Source organism: Streptomyces sp. TE5632, assembly GCF_054061295.1.
On record NZ_JBSSEA010000003.1, the window covers coordinates 2,665,062 to 2,679,860 of the forward strand.

General features: G+C 70.6%; 12 protein-coding genes. 7 read left to right on the forward strand and 5 right to left on the reverse strand.

Features of this window, described 5'->3' with window-relative positions; translation table 11 throughout:
* Positions 1-30: 30 nt before the first annotated feature.
* The gene (locus ACVW19_RS17350) at positions 31-1,707 is read right to left on the reverse strand and encodes a protein kinase domain-containing protein (protein WP_457460262.1); all 1,677 of its coding nucleotides are present in this window, start codon (positions 1,705-1,707) and stop codon (positions 31-33) included.
* 358 nt (positions 1,708-2,065) lie between these two features.
* Here ACVW19_RS17350 and ACVW19_RS17355 point away from each other — a divergent pair, with 358 nt between their 5' ends.
* The 4 genes from ACVW19_RS17355 to ACVW19_RS17370 all read left to right on the forward strand — a co-directional run bounded on the left by ACVW19_RS17355 (position 2,066) and on the right by ACVW19_RS17370 (position 8,049).
* Positions 2,066-3,676, forward strand: a complete 1,611-nt coding sequence (locus ACVW19_RS17355; protein ID WP_457460263.1) for a protein kinase domain-containing protein — start codon at positions 2,066-2,068, stop codon at positions 3,674-3,676.
* 677 nt (positions 3,677-4,353) lie between these two features.
* A complete protein-coding gene (pdhA, locus tag ACVW19_RS17360; protein ID WP_457460264.1) occupies positions 4,354-5,637 on the forward strand; it encodes a pyruvate dehydrogenase (acetyl-transferring) E1 component subunit alpha in 1,284 nt (427 codons plus the stop codon).
* Position 5,638: 1 nt separating this feature from the next.
* On the forward strand, positions 5,639-6,631 hold the full coding sequence (locus ACVW19_RS17365; RefSeq protein WP_457460265.1) for an alpha-ketoacid dehydrogenase subunit beta: 993 nt from the start codon (positions 5,639-5,641) through the stop codon (positions 6,629-6,631).
* Between the two features lie 11 nt (positions 6,632-6,642).
* Complete coding sequence (locus ACVW19_RS17370) at positions 6,643-8,049, forward strand: dihydrolipoamide acetyltransferase family protein (protein WP_457460266.1); 1,407 nt, start codon at positions 6,643-6,645, stop codon at positions 8,047-8,049.
* Positions 8,050-8,155: 106 nt separating this feature from the next.
* Here ACVW19_RS17370 and ACVW19_RS17375 read toward each other — a convergent pair whose 3' ends face one another.
* Together ACVW19_RS17375 and ACVW19_RS17380 are read right to left on the reverse strand one after the other, a co-directional pair.
* A complete protein-coding gene (locus ACVW19_RS17375) occupies positions 8,156-9,154 on the reverse strand; it encodes a BRO-N domain-containing protein (RefSeq protein ID WP_457460267.1) in 999 nt (332 codons plus the stop codon).
* A gap of 194 nt (positions 9,155-9,348) precedes the next feature.
* Complete coding sequence (locus tag ACVW19_RS17380) at positions 9,349-10,248, reverse strand: D-alanyl-D-alanine carboxypeptidase family protein (protein ID WP_457460268.1); 900 nt, start codon at positions 10,246-10,248, stop codon at positions 9,349-9,351.
* Between the two features lie 183 nt (positions 10,249-10,431).
* Here ACVW19_RS17380 and ACVW19_RS17385 point away from each other — a divergent pair, with 183 nt between their 5' ends.
* Together ACVW19_RS17385 and ACVW19_RS17390 are read left to right on the forward strand one after the other, a co-directional pair.
* Positions 10,432-11,085, forward strand: coding sequence for a GntR family transcriptional regulator (locus ACVW19_RS17385; RefSeq protein ID WP_457460269.1), 654 nt, complete (start codon positions 10,432-10,434; stop codon positions 11,083-11,085).
* Entirely contained in the window at positions 11,082-12,398 is a 1,317-nt protein-coding gene (locus tag ACVW19_RS17390) for an MFS transporter (protein ID WP_457460270.1), read from the forward strand. The genes ACVW19_RS17385 and ACVW19_RS17390 overlap by 4 nt, the downstream gene beginning before the upstream one ends.
* Positions 12,399-12,477: 79 nt before the next feature.
* Here the strand turns inward: ACVW19_RS17390 and ACVW19_RS17395 are convergent, their stop codons facing one another.
* Positions 12,478-13,302: a maleylpyruvate isomerase family mycothiol-dependent enzyme gene (locus ACVW19_RS17395; protein ID WP_457460271.1), complete on the reverse strand. Its 825-nt coding sequence runs from the start codon at positions 13,300-13,302 to the stop codon at positions 12,478-12,480.
* A 218-nt stretch (positions 13,303-13,520) separates the two neighbouring features.
* Between ACVW19_RS17395 and ACVW19_RS17400 the strand changes: the two genes are divergently transcribed.
* Positions 13,521-14,339 (forward strand): carbon-nitrogen family hydrolase, encoded by an 819-nt coding sequence (locus tag ACVW19_RS17400; protein WP_457460272.1) that lies wholly within the window; start codon positions 13,521-13,523, stop codon positions 14,337-14,339.
* Positions 14,340-14,406: 67 nt separating this feature from the next.
* Here the strand turns inward: ACVW19_RS17400 and ACVW19_RS17405 are convergent, their stop codons facing one another.
* On the reverse strand, positions 14,407-14,787 hold the full coding sequence (locus ACVW19_RS17405; RefSeq protein WP_457460273.1) for a VOC family protein: 381 nt from the start codon (positions 14,785-14,787) through the stop codon (positions 14,407-14,409).
* Between the last annotated feature and the right edge of the window lie 12 nt (positions 14,788-14,799).

Consider the following 14,799-nt stretch of genomic DNA (forward strand, 5'->3'; position numbering starts at 1 on the left):
TTCACATGAGCCGTACCCGGTGGTGCCCGGTCAGGCGGACGGCGGGTTGCCCGTGGAGACGTAGAGCTGGATCGTGGGCATGTCCTCGGGGTCGACGTTTGTGCCGGCGGCGGGGAACTGGTTCATGACCGCTCCTTCGCCGTAGGTGTTCTCGTCGACGTCGCGCACGTCCAGGTCCCAGCCGGCTTCCTGGAAGCACTCCTTGACCGACTTGATGTACTTGAACTTCAGGTTCGGCATCTCGATCTTGTCGGGGTCGTTGTACGACTCCTTGGGCTCCGTGCACTCGTCCGGGTCGATCGTCCTGGCCGGATCGGGCCCGCGGAACCCGGCCACCTTCTCGGCGGACGCGGACGCCGACGCGGTGCTGCCCCCGCCGCCCTGGTCGTTGCCGGTTCCCCCGCCGTTGGACAGCAGCGCCGCGACCAGGCCGCCGACGGCGAGCACGGACACGACGATCGAGCCGATGATCACCGGCTTGTTGTCCCTGCCGCGGCCCGAACCGCCCGGAGCCGGGTTCTGGGGTGTCAGGTTGTACGGCGGCGGGGTCGACGGGCCGCCCTGCTGCGGGGCGTACGGCGACGGGTGGGGCGTCTGGTAGCCGCCCTGCTGCGGATAGCCGTACCCCGCAGACGGCACGGACGGCGCAGACGGCGCGGGGACCGGAGTGCCGTACGGGTTCGGGTGCGGGGCCGGCTGGTACGGCGTCTGGACGCCGCCCTGGGCCCCCGGCGCCGACGACTGGTCGACCGGCGGGAACACCGCGGAGCCGACCCCCGAGCCGCTCTGCCCGTGGGGACCGGGGACGATGTTCGGCGGGGCCGCCTGGAAGGACTGGCTCACCCGCAGGCACTCGCCGCGCATGGCCTCGGCGCTGGGAAAACGCTCGTTCGGATTCTTCTTCAGCGCGCGGGTGATCAGCGCGTCGACGGCCGGGGGCAGCGCGCGGTTGACCGAGGAGGCGAGCGGTGGCTCCTCCTGCACGTGCGCGTACGCGATGGCCAGCGGTGAGTCCGCGTCGAACGGGAGTCGCCCGGTGACCAGTTGGAAGAGCATGATGCCGACCGAGTACAGGTCGGAGCGCGCGTCGACGCCCCGGCCGAGCGCCTGCTCCGGCGAGAGGTACTGCGGGGTGCCGACGACCATGCCGGTCTGCGTCATCGACGTCACGCCGGACTGCATGGCGCGGGCGATGCCGAAGTCCATCACCTTGACCACGCCGCGCTTGGTCATCATCACGTTGCCCGGCTTGATGTCCCGGTGGACCAGGCCCTTCTCGTGGCTGATCTCCAGGGCGGCCAGCACGTCGGCGGTGATCTTCAACGCCTTGTCGGCGGGCATCGCGCCCTGCTGCCGCACGTCCTCGTCGAGCACGGAGCCGAGCGGGCGGCCCTCGACGTACTCCATGACGATGTACGGCGTCGTCATGCCGTCCACATCGTCCTCGCCGGTGTCGAAGACCGAGACGATGTTGGTGTGCGTGAGTTTCGCCACGGCCTGGGCCTCGCGGCGGAAGCGCTCGCGGAAGGCCTGCTCCCGGCCGAGTTCCGTGTGCAAGGTCTTGATGGCGACCTGGCGGTCGAGCACGCTGTCGTACGCGAGGTGGACCGAGGCCATGCCGCCCTGGCCGAGCAGGTCCCGCAGTTGGTAGCGGCCACCGGCGAGCGCCCGCCCCGGATTCTGGCCCTGTGCGCCGTCCTGGCTCATGTTCCGCGTCCCCCGTAGCCTCTCCGGCGCTGCCGTCGGCGACCGATGCCTCATAGATCGAATGCGCTATTCCCGGCCAAGTCTGCCGCAGGCCACTGACACGTCAAGCAGGGGGCCCGTTCCGTGACGGTACGGAAAAGAAGCGTCGCGGAAGCGTTACAGGGGAGGTGTGGCCGAAGCACCACCTGGTACACAGAATTTGCATGACGATACGGAGAACGGGTTTCATGGCCGGTCCGTCTCGTGCTGGTCCTGGCAACCCGTCTCGGACCGGAGGCCCCCGTAGAGGCTGTAGCGTGGCCGACGGAGACCGTGACAACACCGCGCGCACCGCGGGCAGAAACGACGGCGAGGACCGATGGCACAGCAGCAGCGCGCTCAGGGCCCGTCCGACCCCGAGGCGACTGGCGGCGGAATGTCGGACGCGCCGGACAACTGGGGTAACGGCGGGCTCATCGGCGATGGCCGTTACCGGCTGACGCACCGACTCGGCCGGGGCGGCATGGCCGAGGTGTTCGCCGCCGAGGACGTGCGCCTCGGGCGTACGGTCGCGGTCAAACTGATGCGTGCCGATCTCGCCGAGGACCCGATCGCCAAAGCGCGGTTCACGCGCGAGGCGCAGTCGGTGGCCGGCCTCAACCACCATGCGATCGTCGCCGTGTACGACTCCGGCGAGGACACGGTGGGCGGCCAGGCCGTGCCGTACATCGTCATGGAGATCGTCGAGGGCCGCACGATCCGCGATCTCCTGCTCAACGCCGAGGCGCCCGGCCCCGAACAGGCGCTGATCATCGTCTCCGGAGTTCTGGAGGCGCTGGCCTACTCGCACCAGCACGGCATCGTGCACCGCGACATCAAGCCCGCCAACGTCATCATCACCCACAACGGCGCCGTGAAGGTGATGGACTTCGGCATCGCCCGCGCCATGCACGGCGCGTCCACGACGATGACGCAGACCGGCATGGTCATGGGCACCCCGCAGTACCTCTCGCCGGAGCAGGCGCTCGGCAAGGCCGTCGACCACCGGTCCGACCTGTACGCGACCGGCTGCATGCTGTACGAACTCCTGGCGCTGCGGCCCCCGTTCACCGGTGAGACGCCGCTGTCCGTGGTCTACCAGCACGTCCAGGACATCCCCACGCCCCCGTCGGAGGTCTCGGACGCCAGCCCGCCGGAGCTGGACGGGCTTGTCATGCGCTCACTCGCCAAGGAGCCGGACGACCGGTTCCAGACGGCGGAGGAGATGCGCGGGCTGATCCAGTACGGGCTGCAGATGCTCTACGACCAGGGCGGCCACACCGGCACCTGGAACACCGGCGTGGTCGACGTGCACGACGGCCGGCACACCCCGTCGGCCGGTTTCGCCGGTACGACGGCGATGCCGCACCCGGACACCACCGGCACCGCGGCCATCCCGCAGCCGATCCTGCCCAACCGGTACGGGAGCGGGGACGACGGCGGCTTCGAGGGCGGCGGCAGCCAGGGCAGCGGCCGCGGCAAGCTGTGGATCCTCGCGGTGCTCGCGGTGATCGCCATCACGGCGGGTGTCGCACTGGCGTTGAGCAGCGACGACACGGGCAAGGGCGGCGGCAGGACGACCGAGTCCCCGACCTCCTCGCAGTCCAGCGAGAAGGAGAAGGAGAAGACCAGCGAGTCGCCGAGCGACGACGTCACCGAGGAGCCGCAGGCGCCGAACACGGACACCGGCAACGGCAACGGCAACGGCAACGGCGGCGGCAGCTGGAACCAGCCGTACAACCCGGCGCCGGAGCCGACGCAGACCCAGTCGGAGACCGAGGACCCGACGGACGACCCGACGGACGTCCCGACCACGCCGACGGAGACGGAGACGAACGAGGAGCCGCCGCCACCGCCGGAGACCGAACCGGAGACGGGCGGCGCGGACGGCGGCCCGGTCAACGGCGGTACGGAGGGCGGCGGAGACATCGGCGCCGTGACCGGCGGCTGACCAGGGGCGGGCCTCGTGCCCGCCCCGCTCCGTGAGTACCTCCGGGAGCCGTGGAGGCGGCCCTGCCCCACGCGGCGCACTGCGGTGGGGCCGCGATCCCGCCCCGGCCGAGCGGGCTGAACGGGTGGACACCGCCGCACCCACCCCGCGTGCCCCGCGCGGCGGACGTCGGTCGGCGTGCCGCTGCGCCCAGTGGGGGGCGCGTGAGGAGCGGGGGGCGGTCCACGTAAGCCCGACACTCCGCCGGATGGCCGAGCTTCGCGCACCCCTGTGAGCTGGGAATTGTCTCGCTCGGTAATTATTAGTCGCATTGTGTGCTCGATCTGGCGCGGGGCGCGAAACTCAACCCTTCCCGAGCCCGGGGTCCCCGGGATAACGTGCCGTTGCTCCGGCCTCCTGCAAGGCTGTGACCAGCGCGCCTTCCCGGCCTTTCCGATTTACTTGGAAATCCAAGCAAAATCCCAGGTCAGGGGGGTTTCACAGAAATGTGGCGCACTGGGTAACGTGCTTGTTGCAGGTCGCTCGCCGGGGCACCTGTCACGCCTGTTCCCGGCCGAGCGGCACCCACCCCGTGCCCGTGGTCGAGAAGAGGTGAGCCTCCCCCAGGCCTTGACGAGCTGGAGGAGGACCCCAGACCTACCGGCAACCCCGGGGGTCGGACCGACGGAGGAGCACACGTGACCGTGGAGAGCACTGCCGCGCACGCACCGCGACGCAGCGCCGGAAGCAACGCCGGCGCCACCGGCACCAAACGCACCACCAGCACCACTGGCAAGAAGACCACCGCGGCCAAGAAGGCCACCACGGCCAAGAAGCCCGCCCCCGCCAAGAAGGCCGCCACCGCCGCGAAGAAGGCCGGCGGCGCGGTGAAGAGCGCCGAGCCCCGTCTCGTGCAACTGCTGACGCCCGAGGGCGAGCGCGTCAAGAACGCCGAGTTCGACCAGTACGTCGAGGGCATCACCGCCGAGGACCTCCGCGGCCTGTACCGCGACATGGTGCTCACCCGCCGCTTCGACGCCGAGGCGACCTCACTGCAGCGCCAGGGCGAGCTGGGCCTGTGGGCCTCGCTGCTGGGCCAGGAGGCGGCGCAGATCGGCTCCGGCCGGGCGCTGCGCGACGACGACTACGTCTTCCCCACCTACCGGGAGCACGGCGTCGCCTGGTGCCGGGGGGTGGACCCGACCAACCTGCTCGGCATGTTCCGCGGCGTCAACAACGGCGGCTGGGACCCGAACGGCAACAACTTCCACCTGTACACGATCGTCATCGGTTCCCAGGCGCTGCACGCCACGGGCTACGCGATGGGCGTCGCCAAGGACGGTGCGGACAGCGCGGTGATCGCCTACTTCGGCGACGGCGCCTCCAGCCAGGGCGACGTGGCCGAGGCGTTCACCTTCTCCGCGGTCTACAACGCCCCGGTGGTGTTCTTCTGCCAGAACAACCAGTGGGCGATCTCCGAGCCGACCGAGAAGCAGTCCCGCGTCCCGCTGTACCAGCGCGCGCAGGGCTTCGGCTTCCCGGGCGTGCGGGTGGACGGCAACGACGTGCTGGCGAGCCTCGCCGTCACCCGGTGGGCCCTGGAGCGGGCCCGCGCCGGTGAGGGGCCGACGCTGATCGAGGCGTTCACCTACCGCATGGGCGCCCACACCACCTCCGACGACCCCACCCGCTACCGCCACGACGACGAGCGGGCCGCCTGGGAGGCCAAGGACCCGATCCTGCGCCTTCGCCGCTACCTGGAGTCCGCACACCACGCGGACGAGGGATTCTTCGCGGAACTGGAGAGCGAGAGCGAGGCGTTGGGTAAACGAGTGCGCGAAGTGGTCCGCGCCATGCCGGACCCGGACCACTTCGCCATCTTCGAGAACGCGTATGCGGACGGACACGCCCTCGTCGACGAGGAGCGGGCGCAGTTCGCCGCCTACCAGGCGTCGTTCGACGACGCGGACGGGGGCAAGTGACATGGCGGAGACCGTGACATTCAAAAACATGGCCCTGGCCAAGGCGATCAACGAATCGCTGCGCCGTGCCCTGGACACCGACCCCAAGGTCCTCGTCATGGGCGAGGACGTCGGCAAGCTCGGCGGCGTGTTCCGGGTGACGGACGGGCTGCAGAAGGACTTCGGCGAGAGCCGCGTCATCGACACCCCGCTCGCCGAGTCGGGCATCGTCGGCACGGCGATCGGCCTCGCCCTGCGCGGCTACCGCCCGGTGGTCGAGATCCAGTTCGACGGTTTCGTCTTCCCGGCGTACGACCAGATCGTCACGCAGCTGGCGAAGATGCACGCCCGTTCACTGGGCAAGGTGAAGCTCCCGGTCGTCGTGCGCATTCCCTACGGCGGCGGCATCGGCGCGGTCGAGCACCACTCCGAGTCCCCGGAGGCGCTGTTCGCCCATGTGGCGGGCCTGAAGGTGGTCTCCCCGTCCGACGCGTCGGACGCGTACTGGATGATGCAGCAGGCCATCCAGAGCGACGACCCGGTGATCTTCTTCGAGCCCAAGCGGCGCTACTGGGACAAGGCCGAGGTCAACACCGAGGCGATCCCGGGACCGCTGCACACCGCGCGCGTGGTCCGCGAGGGCACCGACCTGACGCTGGCGGCCTACGGGCCGATGGTGAAGCTCTGCCGGGAGGTCGCGGACGCCGCCGCCGAGGAGGGCCGCTCCCTGGAGGTGCTGGACCTGCGCTCGGTCTCCCCGCTCGACTTCGACTCGATCCAGGCGTCGGTGGAGAAGACCCGCCGTCTGGTCGTCGTCCACGAGGCGCCGGTGTTCTTCGGTTCGGGCGCGGAGATCGCCGCGCGGATCACGGAGCGCTGCTTCTACCACCTGGAGGCCCCGGTCCTGCGGGTGGGCGGCTACCACGCCCCGTACCCGCCGGCCCGCCTGGAGGAGTCCTACCTCCCGGACCTGGACCGGGTGCTGGACGCCGTCGACCGCTCGCTGGCGTACTGAGGGAGAGGGTCGTGACGACGATGACGAACGCGTCCGTACGCGAGTTCAAGATGCCGGACGTGGGCGAGGGGCTGACCGAGGCCGAGATCCTCAAGTGGTACGTCCAGCCCGGTGACACGGTCACCGACGGCCAGGTGGTGTGCGAGGTCGAGACGGCGAAGGCCGCCGTCGAACTCCCCATCCCCTACACCGGCGTGGTCCGCGAGCTGCACTTCCCCGAGGGCACCACGGTGGACGTGGGCACGTCCATCATCGCGGTGGACGTCTCGGGCGGGGCGGCACCGGCCGCGGAGGAGACACCCGCCCCGGTCGCCGAGCCCGAGCAGGCGCCGGAGGAGCCGGCGGCCGGGCCCCCGGCCCGCCAGCCGGTCCTGGTCGGCTACGGCGTGGCGACGTCCTCGACGCGCCGCCGCCCGCGCAAGGCGGCCCCGGACGCCGCTGCCCAGCCGACGGCGGCGCCCGTCCAGGCGGAACTGAACGGCTACGGTGCCCCGGCCGCTCCTCAGGAACGCCCGCTGGCCAAGCCGCCGGTGCGCAAGCTGGCGAAGGACCTCGGCGTCGACCTGGCGACGGTCACCCCGACCGGCCCGGACGGCATCATCACCCGTGAGGACGTCCACGCGGCGGTGGCCGCGCCCGAGGTCCCGGCACCCGAGGCCCCGGCTGCCGCTCCGGCCGTCCCGGCCCCGGCTCCGGCCCCGGTGTCGTACGACACGGCGCGCGAGACCCGCATCCCGGTCAAGGGCGTCCGCAAGGCGACGGCGGCCGCGATGGTCGGCTCGGCGTTCACGGCGCCGCATGTCACGGAGTTCGTGACGGTCGACGTGACGCGCACGATGAAGCTGGTCGAGGAGCTCAAGCAGGACAAGGAGTTCACCGGCCTGCGGGTGAGCCCCCTGCTGCTGATCGCCAAGGCCCTGCTGGTCGCGATCAGACGCAACCCCGAGGTCAACGCCTCGTGGGACGAGGCGGCCCAGGAGATCGTGGTCAAGCACTACGTCAACCTGGGCATCGCGGCGGCCACTCCGCGCGGCCTGATCGTCCCGAACATCAAGGACGCCCACGCCAAGACGCTGCCCCGGCTCGCCGAGTCCCTGGGCGAGCTGGTGTCCACGGCGCGGGAGGGCAAGACCTCCCCGTCCGCGATGCAGAACGGCACGGTGACGATCACCAACGTCGGCGTCTTCGGCGTCGACACGGGCACGCCGATCCTCAACCCCGGCGAGTCGGCGATCCTCGCCGTCGGCACGATCAAGCTCCAGCCGTGGGTCCACAAGGGCAAGGTGAAGCCCCGTCAGGTCACCACCCTGGCCCTGAGCTTCGACCACCGCCTGATCGACGGCGAACTCGGCTCCAAGTTCCTGGCCGACGTGGCCGCGATCCTGGAACAGCCGAAACGGTTGATCAGCTGGGCGTGACGGGGTCCGATCGAGTAGCGTCAGGGACCTGAAGGGGGCGGTCGCAACTACGGTTTGCGACCGCCCCCTTCGCCTTGCCCCAGGGCTGCTGATGCCCGATCAGGGATCAGGCCTGGTGGAGCACATACACGGGCGTACCGTCCTCCGCGCCACCCTGCGACCGGATGCAGGCGTGCTTGCGCAGCATGCGCAGACACTCGTTCACACGGCGCACCGGCAGACCCGTACGGGCCGCGATCGATTCGAGCGGCTCACGGAGCTCGCCCCGCTCCACGAGAACGGGGGCGATCACCACGGCCACCGCCCACACGTCCTCCGCCACGGACAGCCGCTGCCGCCAGTCGGCCAGGACCGTTTCGGTGGTGGGCAGCGCGGCGAGGTGGACCTCGGGCGGCCGACGTTCGAGGACGAGGGTGTCGAACCGGTCAGCGATGCGTTCCATCGCCCGGACCATGGCCTGCTGCACGGCGAGGGTGGCCTGTTGCACGGCGAGCGTGCCCTGCTGTGCGGCCAGCATTTCCCTCTGCAGGGCCAGCGTCTCCTTGTGCAAAGCGATCGATTCGCGCTGCCCGTCGGCCAGCTCCTCGTCCAGCTGAAGGTTGTGTGCTTCCAGTCGGACGATGGCCTCGGCGACCTGTTCCGGCATGGCGTAGGCGATGGGGGCACCCGGCTCGGGTGACTGCACCTCGGCCTCGTCGAGGGAGTAGGACCCCTCGCGCTGCACGGTCTCGATGACTTCGGCGACCCACTGCTTGAAGGGCGCGCAGGCCGGTTTGGTGCAGGCGTTGACGAGCAGGATGAGACCTTGGAGATCGATGAGTTGCAGGTCTCGTCGCCAGCTCCTACCTGCGGGAATGCTGAGACAGTGACTTCCAGTCACTGTCTCGAGATTGTCTCGATGCTCCTCTGGAACATGGTCGAGGAGCGCCTTTCGGGGCGTGGTGTAGCCCAACTGCTTGCAGACGTCCACCGCCGGAAACCAGTGTGTTCCGTCCGGCGTCGTCAGCCTTCGGACCCGGGCGCCGGTCGCCGCGTAGACGAAGTCGCTGACGTCGATCGCCTCGTGCCGCTCGGCATGCTTCGGTCGTTTGCTGGGTTCGTTCATGCGAACCACCTCCGCTGCGGAAAGTAGAGCGGGGCGGAGTGAATATGCCAGCCGGTTCGAGGATGTTCACGACTGCGAGCGAAGAAGATCGAAACCGCTGCCCCGGCCGACGGGAGTGTGTATGGCGGACGGCAGCGTGAGGCACGGGAAAGGGGCCCACATGAAACTGTGGGCCCCTGCCCCGGCCCGTGATGTCAGGCCTTGCTGAAGCCGTAGCCCAGGAGCTTCTTGGCGTCCGTCTCGCGCTGGGCGGACGAGGTGGAGGCGAGGACCGTGCCGATGACGGTCTTGCCGTTCCGCGTCGCGGCGAAGACCAGGCAGTACTTGGCGGTCGGTCCCGAGCCGGTCTTCACGCCGATCGTGCCGCTGTAGCTGCTGAGCAGACCGTTGGTGTTGGTCCACGGCGCCATGGTGCGGGTGCTGCCCGTCTTCGTGACGGTCTTCGCCGTGTAGGTCTTCGTCTTGACGATCGCGCGGAAGTTGGCGCTCTTCATCGCACTGCTCGCGATCTTCGTCAGATCGCGCGGCGTGGAGTAGTTGTTGCCCTTGCCGATGCCGTCGAACGAGTCGAAGTGGGTGTTCTTCAGACCCAGGTTCTTCGCGTCGGCGTTCATCTTGCCGATGAAGGACTTCACGCGCGCGGCCCGCGTCGAGCCGGTGCCGAACTTGTCCGCCAGGGCGTACGCGGCGTCGCAGCCGGACGGCAGCATCAGCCCGTACAGCAGCTGGCGCACGGTGACCTTGTCGCCGACGATCAGCCGCGCGGACGACGCGTTGTTCGCCACGATGTAGTCGCTGTACGCCATCTGGATCGTGACCTTGGCGTCGAGGTTCAGGTTCTTCTGTGCGAGCACGACCTTCGCGGTCATGATCTTCGTCGTGGAACCGGTCGAGAGGCGGGTGTCGGCGGCCTTGGTGTAGAGGGACTTGCCGGTCCCGTTGTTCATCACGTAGCCGCCCTTGGCGGCGATCGTGGGCGCGGCGGCGGCCTGTGCGGGCGCCGCGGAGAGGGCTCCGGAGGCCAGCACGGCGCCAGTGGTCACGACGACGCCGACGGCTCTGCGAATACGGATGCCCTGAATGACGGTATTCAAGTAAGGTACCCCGATTGCGTTGAATGCCCTAATGGTGCGGCCGAGTTGAGGCGCGGCCGACAGGGGCCGCACATTTCTGACGCATACCTGGCACGGATGGTTGTGCGCGGGGGGCGGGTGGCTTCGGGGTCCGCATCGTGGACGGATGCTTCCATGGGTACGTGTTGTATCTATCCTGTCGGCATGAGCCTGGCCCCCGTGAAGCAACCCCCCGCCGCCGATCGCGTCTACACCCATGTCAAGCAGGGCGTCCTCGACCGCCGTTACGAGGGCGGCACGCTCCTGACGGAGGGTGAGCTGGCCGAGGCCGTCGGGGTCTCGCGCACGCCGGTGCGTGAGGCGCTGCTGCGGCTGGAGGCCGAAGGGCTGATCCGGCTCTACCCGAAGAAGGGTGCCCTCGTCCTGCCCGTCTCCGCGCAGGAGATCGCCGACGTCGTCGAGACCCGGCTGCTCGTCGAGGAACACGCGGTGCGCAAGGCCGTGCCCGCACCCCCCGGGCTCATCGAGCGCCTGGAGGGACTGCTCGCCCGGCAGCGGGAACAGGCCGCCGCCGGTGACTTCGCCGCCGCGTCCGTCACCGACCGCTGCTTCCACGCGGAGATCGTCCGCAGCGGCGGCAACGAGATCCTCTCCCGTCTCTACGACCAGCTCCGCGACCGCCAACTGCGCATGGGCGTCGCCGTCATGCAGTCGCACCCCGACCGCGTCGCCAAGACCCTCGCCGAGCACCGGGAGATCCTCGACGCGCTGCGCTCGGGGGACCCGGAGGCGGCCGCCGGCGCGGTCAACCGGCATGTCGGCTGGTTCTCCCACCTGGCCCGGGGAGAAGTGCGATGACCCGCGCGAACAACGGTGCCCCGAGTGCCCGTCCGCCCGGTGACCCCCCGGGCGGACGACGTGCCCTCGCGGTGTGGGGGGTGGGCGTGGCGGTCTACTTCGTCGCGGTCATCTTCCGTACGTCCCTGGGCGTGGCCGGTCTCGACGCGGCCGACCGCTTCGATGTCAACGCCTCCGCCCTGTCCACCTTCTCCATCCTCCAGCTGCTGGTCTACGCGGGCATGCAGATACCCGTCGGCCTGCTGGTCGACCGGCTCGGCACCAAGAAGGTGCTGGGCATCGGTGCCGTGCTGTTCACGGTCGGGCAACTCGGGTTCGCGCTCTCCCCGACGTACGGCATGGCGCTCGCCTCCCGCGCCCTGCTCGGCTGCGGGGACGCCATGACGTTCATCAGCGTGCTGCGGCTGGGCACCCGGTGGTTCCCGGCCCGGCGCGGTCCGCTGGTCGCGCAGTTCGCCGCGCTGGCCGGGATGGCGGGCAATCTCGTCTCCACGCTGGTCCTGGCCCGGCTGCTGCACGGCATCGGCTGGACGGCTGCCTTCGCGGGCAGTGCGCTCGCCGGTGTCGTGGTGCTCGTCCTGCTCGTGCTGTTCCTCAAGGACCACCCCGAGGGCCGCGAACCGGAGCCCGCCCCGCACCAGGGCGCCGCCTACGTACGCCGTCAGATCGCGGCCTCCTGGCGGGAACCGGGGACCCGGCTCGGGATGTGGGTGCACTTCTCCACCCAGTTCCCGGGGATGGTGTTCCTGCTGTTGTGGGGCATGCCGTTCCTCGTCGAGGCACAGGGGCTGTCCCGGGCCACGGCCGGTGAACTCCTCACCCTCGTGGTGCTGTCCAACATGGTCCTCGGGGTCGTCTACGGCCAGATCATCGCCCGGAACCACGGTGCGCGGCTGCCGCTGGTCCTGGGGACCGTGGGGGTGACGGCCCTGCTGTGGGCGGTCACGCTGTTCCACCCGGCCGAGACGGCGCCGATGTGGCTGCTGGTGGTGCTGTGCACGGGGCTGGGTGCCTGCGGTCCGGCCTCGATGATCGGCTTCGACTTCTCCCGCCCGGTGAATCCGTCGGAGCGGCAGGGAACCGCGGCCGGCATCACCAACATGGGCGGTTTCACCGCCTCGATCACGACTCTGCTGGCCGTCGGCGTCCTGCTGGACGCCACCGGCGACGACTACGCCGTCGCCTTCTCCGCCGTCTTCGTCCTCCAGGCCCTCGGGCTCACCCAGATCCTGCGGCTGCGCGGGCAGGCGGCGCGCAGGGAGCGGGAGCGGCTCGTCGCCGGCCGGGTGGAGAGCGTGCACGTGCCGGTGTGAGGCCGCGTGCGGCTGCGGACAGGCGGGGCAGGGCCCGGGAACGGCGCCCCGGGCCCTGCGCGCCGTGTCGGCCCGGACCCTACGGAGTCACCGCGAAGTGCCGCAGGATCGCCGCCGCCAGGTCCGGGTCGCCCTCCGTCTTCACCCGGTCCGACACCGCGTCCGGTGTCACCCGGCCGCAGGCCATGCGGACGTACGTCTCCCAGTCGAGGGTGAGGGTGACGGCGGGGCCGAGCGCCGGGGCGGTCTCCAGCGTGCCGCGGCCCTGGATGTCGACGCGGATGGTGCGCAGGAACTCCACGGGGCCGTGGACGTCGATGACCACGGCCGAGCTGCGCGGCGCCTGCGCCAGATCGGCCACCACCCGGGGCAGCTCGGCGAGCAGCACGTCGCGGGCGACGTGCGCGCCGGGGGAGTCGAGGTTGCCGGGGCGGCCGAGGGCCGCGCGCAGGTCCTGCTCGTGCACCCACACGTCGCACGCGTGCCGGCGCATGGACTCCTCCAGCGTGAGCTCCGTGCCGAGCGGGCCGCGCACCTTCGCGGCCGGGTCCCGCGACTCGTTCCGCAGCTGGCGGTTGCGGCGGATGATCATGTACTCCAGCTCGGAGGTCATCTCCGGCGCCGTGTGGTGGCGGCGCACGTCGACCTGCATCTCCGTGTAGCGCTGCTGGTCGTTGGTGACGTGGAACAGGTCGCGCGGCAGCGTGTGGATGGGGCGGGGGTCGCCCAGCATCTCGGAGTCCAGTCCGATGACGTGGGAGACCACGTCGCGGACCGACCACCCCGGGCACGGCGTCCGCCGGTTCCAGTCGGCCTCCACGAGGGGCCGCACCAGCTCGGATATCGCCTCGACGGAGTGGGTCCAGGCGTCGGCGTAGGGCTGGAGGGTGGGATGCAGGCTCACGGAACGGGACCCCTCGGCGGTCGGTACACGGGCAGGTGGTGGCGGCGGTGCCAGTGGGCGGTGGCTGCACTCGGCGGGCGTCTCGGGACTCCCCAGGTTCTCGGCTTCGCTCGAACCGGGAGGGCCCCAAGTTACGCTGTCGTGAGGCACCCCGGCAGTGCTTTCGTGTGACGATCGTAGGCCGTGCCGACAAGTCGAATGCCAGGACGGGTGGTATTGTGCGCGCTTCTTTGCTCCAAGTCGCCGTGAACGGGGGCGAAACGGTCGAATCGCGTCGTCGTCGGGTTGCCGCTCTGGTACGGGAACAGGCCGGAGCCGATCTCGTCGTCCTGCCGGAGCTGTGGACGACGGGCGCGTTCTCCTACGAGGACTTCGGGCGCGAGGCGGAACCCCTCGACGGGCCGACCCACGAGGCGATGGCCGAGGCCGCGCGCGACGCGGGCGTATGGCTGCACGCGGGCTCCGTCCCGGAGCGGGGCGCCCCGGACGGCGGCTCCGCCGCGGACGAGGGCCCGCTCTACAACACCTCGCTCGTCTTCTCCCCCTCCGGTGAGCTGGCCGCCGTCTACCGCAAGATCCACCGCTTCGGCTTCGACAAGGGTGAGGCCGTGCTGATGAGCGCGGGCGACGCACTGGTGACGGTGCCGCTGCCGCACACCACGCTCGGGGTGGCGACCTGCTACGACCTCCGTTTCCCCGAACTCTTCCGCTCGCTCGTCGACGCCGGTGCCGAGACGCTCGTCGTCCCGGCGGGCTGGCCGGACCGCCGCCGCTCCCACTGGACGCTGCTGGCCCGGGCGCGGGCCGTGGAGAACCAGGCGTTCGTCCTCGCGTGCGGAACGGCCGGGACGCACGCCGGGGTTCCGCAGGCGGGTCACTCGATCGTGGTCGATCCGTGGGGCGAGGTCCTCGCGGAGGCCGGTCCCGACGAGCAGGTCCTCACGGTCGACTTCGACCCGGCGAAGGTCGCGAAGACCCGCGAGCAGTTCCCGGCACTGAAGGACCGGGTGCTCGGCCTGGCCCGACCGCGCGGCTGACCGACCGCGCGCCTGACCGACCGCGCGCCTGACCGCCCGCAGCCGGTGCGGCCCGCCTCGACTGCCGCTACCCGTGCCTGACCAGGCAGAAGGGGTGCCCGGCAGGGTCGGCGTACACCCGCCAGCCGCGACCGCCGGACCCCGCGTCCAGGACGGTCGCGCCGAGCGCCGTCACCCGTTCCTCCGCGCGGTCCAGGTCCGGCACCCCGAAGTCCAGGTGGAACTGCTGCGGCACCGAGGGATCCGGCCAGGTCGGCGGCCGGTGGTCCGGGACCCGTTGGAAGGCGAGGGCCGGCCCGGTGGGAGTGTGCAGGGTCGCCCAGTCGTCACCGGACGCCCACCGCCGGTCGGGCCGGTCCACCTCGCCCCCGAGCAGCTCCCGGTAGAAGGAGGCGAGAGCCGCCGGGCGGGGGCAGTCCAGCACCACGCACTGCAGTTCGGCGATCACATCGCCCATCCT

Excerpts from the sequence above, each read along its gene's own strand:
- ACVW19_RS17350 (WP_457460262.1), bottom strand. The coding sequence starts at position 1,707 with ATGAGCCAGGACGGCGCACAGGGCCAGAATCCGGGGCGGGCGCTCGCC.
- ACVW19_RS17355 (WP_457460263.1), top strand. The coding sequence starts at position 2,066 with ATGGCACAGCAGCAGCGCGCTCAGGGCCCGTCCGACCCCGAGGCGACT.
- ACVW19_RS17365 (WP_457460265.1), top strand. The coding sequence starts at position 5,639 with ATGGCGGAGACCGTGACATTCAAAAACATGGCCCTGGCCAAGGCGATC.
- ACVW19_RS17375 (WP_457460267.1), bottom strand. The coding sequence starts at position 9,154 with ATGAACGAACCCAGCAAACGACCGAAGCATGCCGAGCGGCACGAGGCG.
- ACVW19_RS17385 (WP_457460269.1), top strand. The coding sequence starts at position 10,432 with ATGAGCCTGGCCCCCGTGAAGCAACCCCCCGCCGCCGATCGCGTCTAC.
- ACVW19_RS17390 (WP_457460270.1), top strand. The coding sequence starts at position 11,082 with ATGACCCGCGCGAACAACGGTGCCCCGAGTGCCCGTCCGCCCGGTGAC.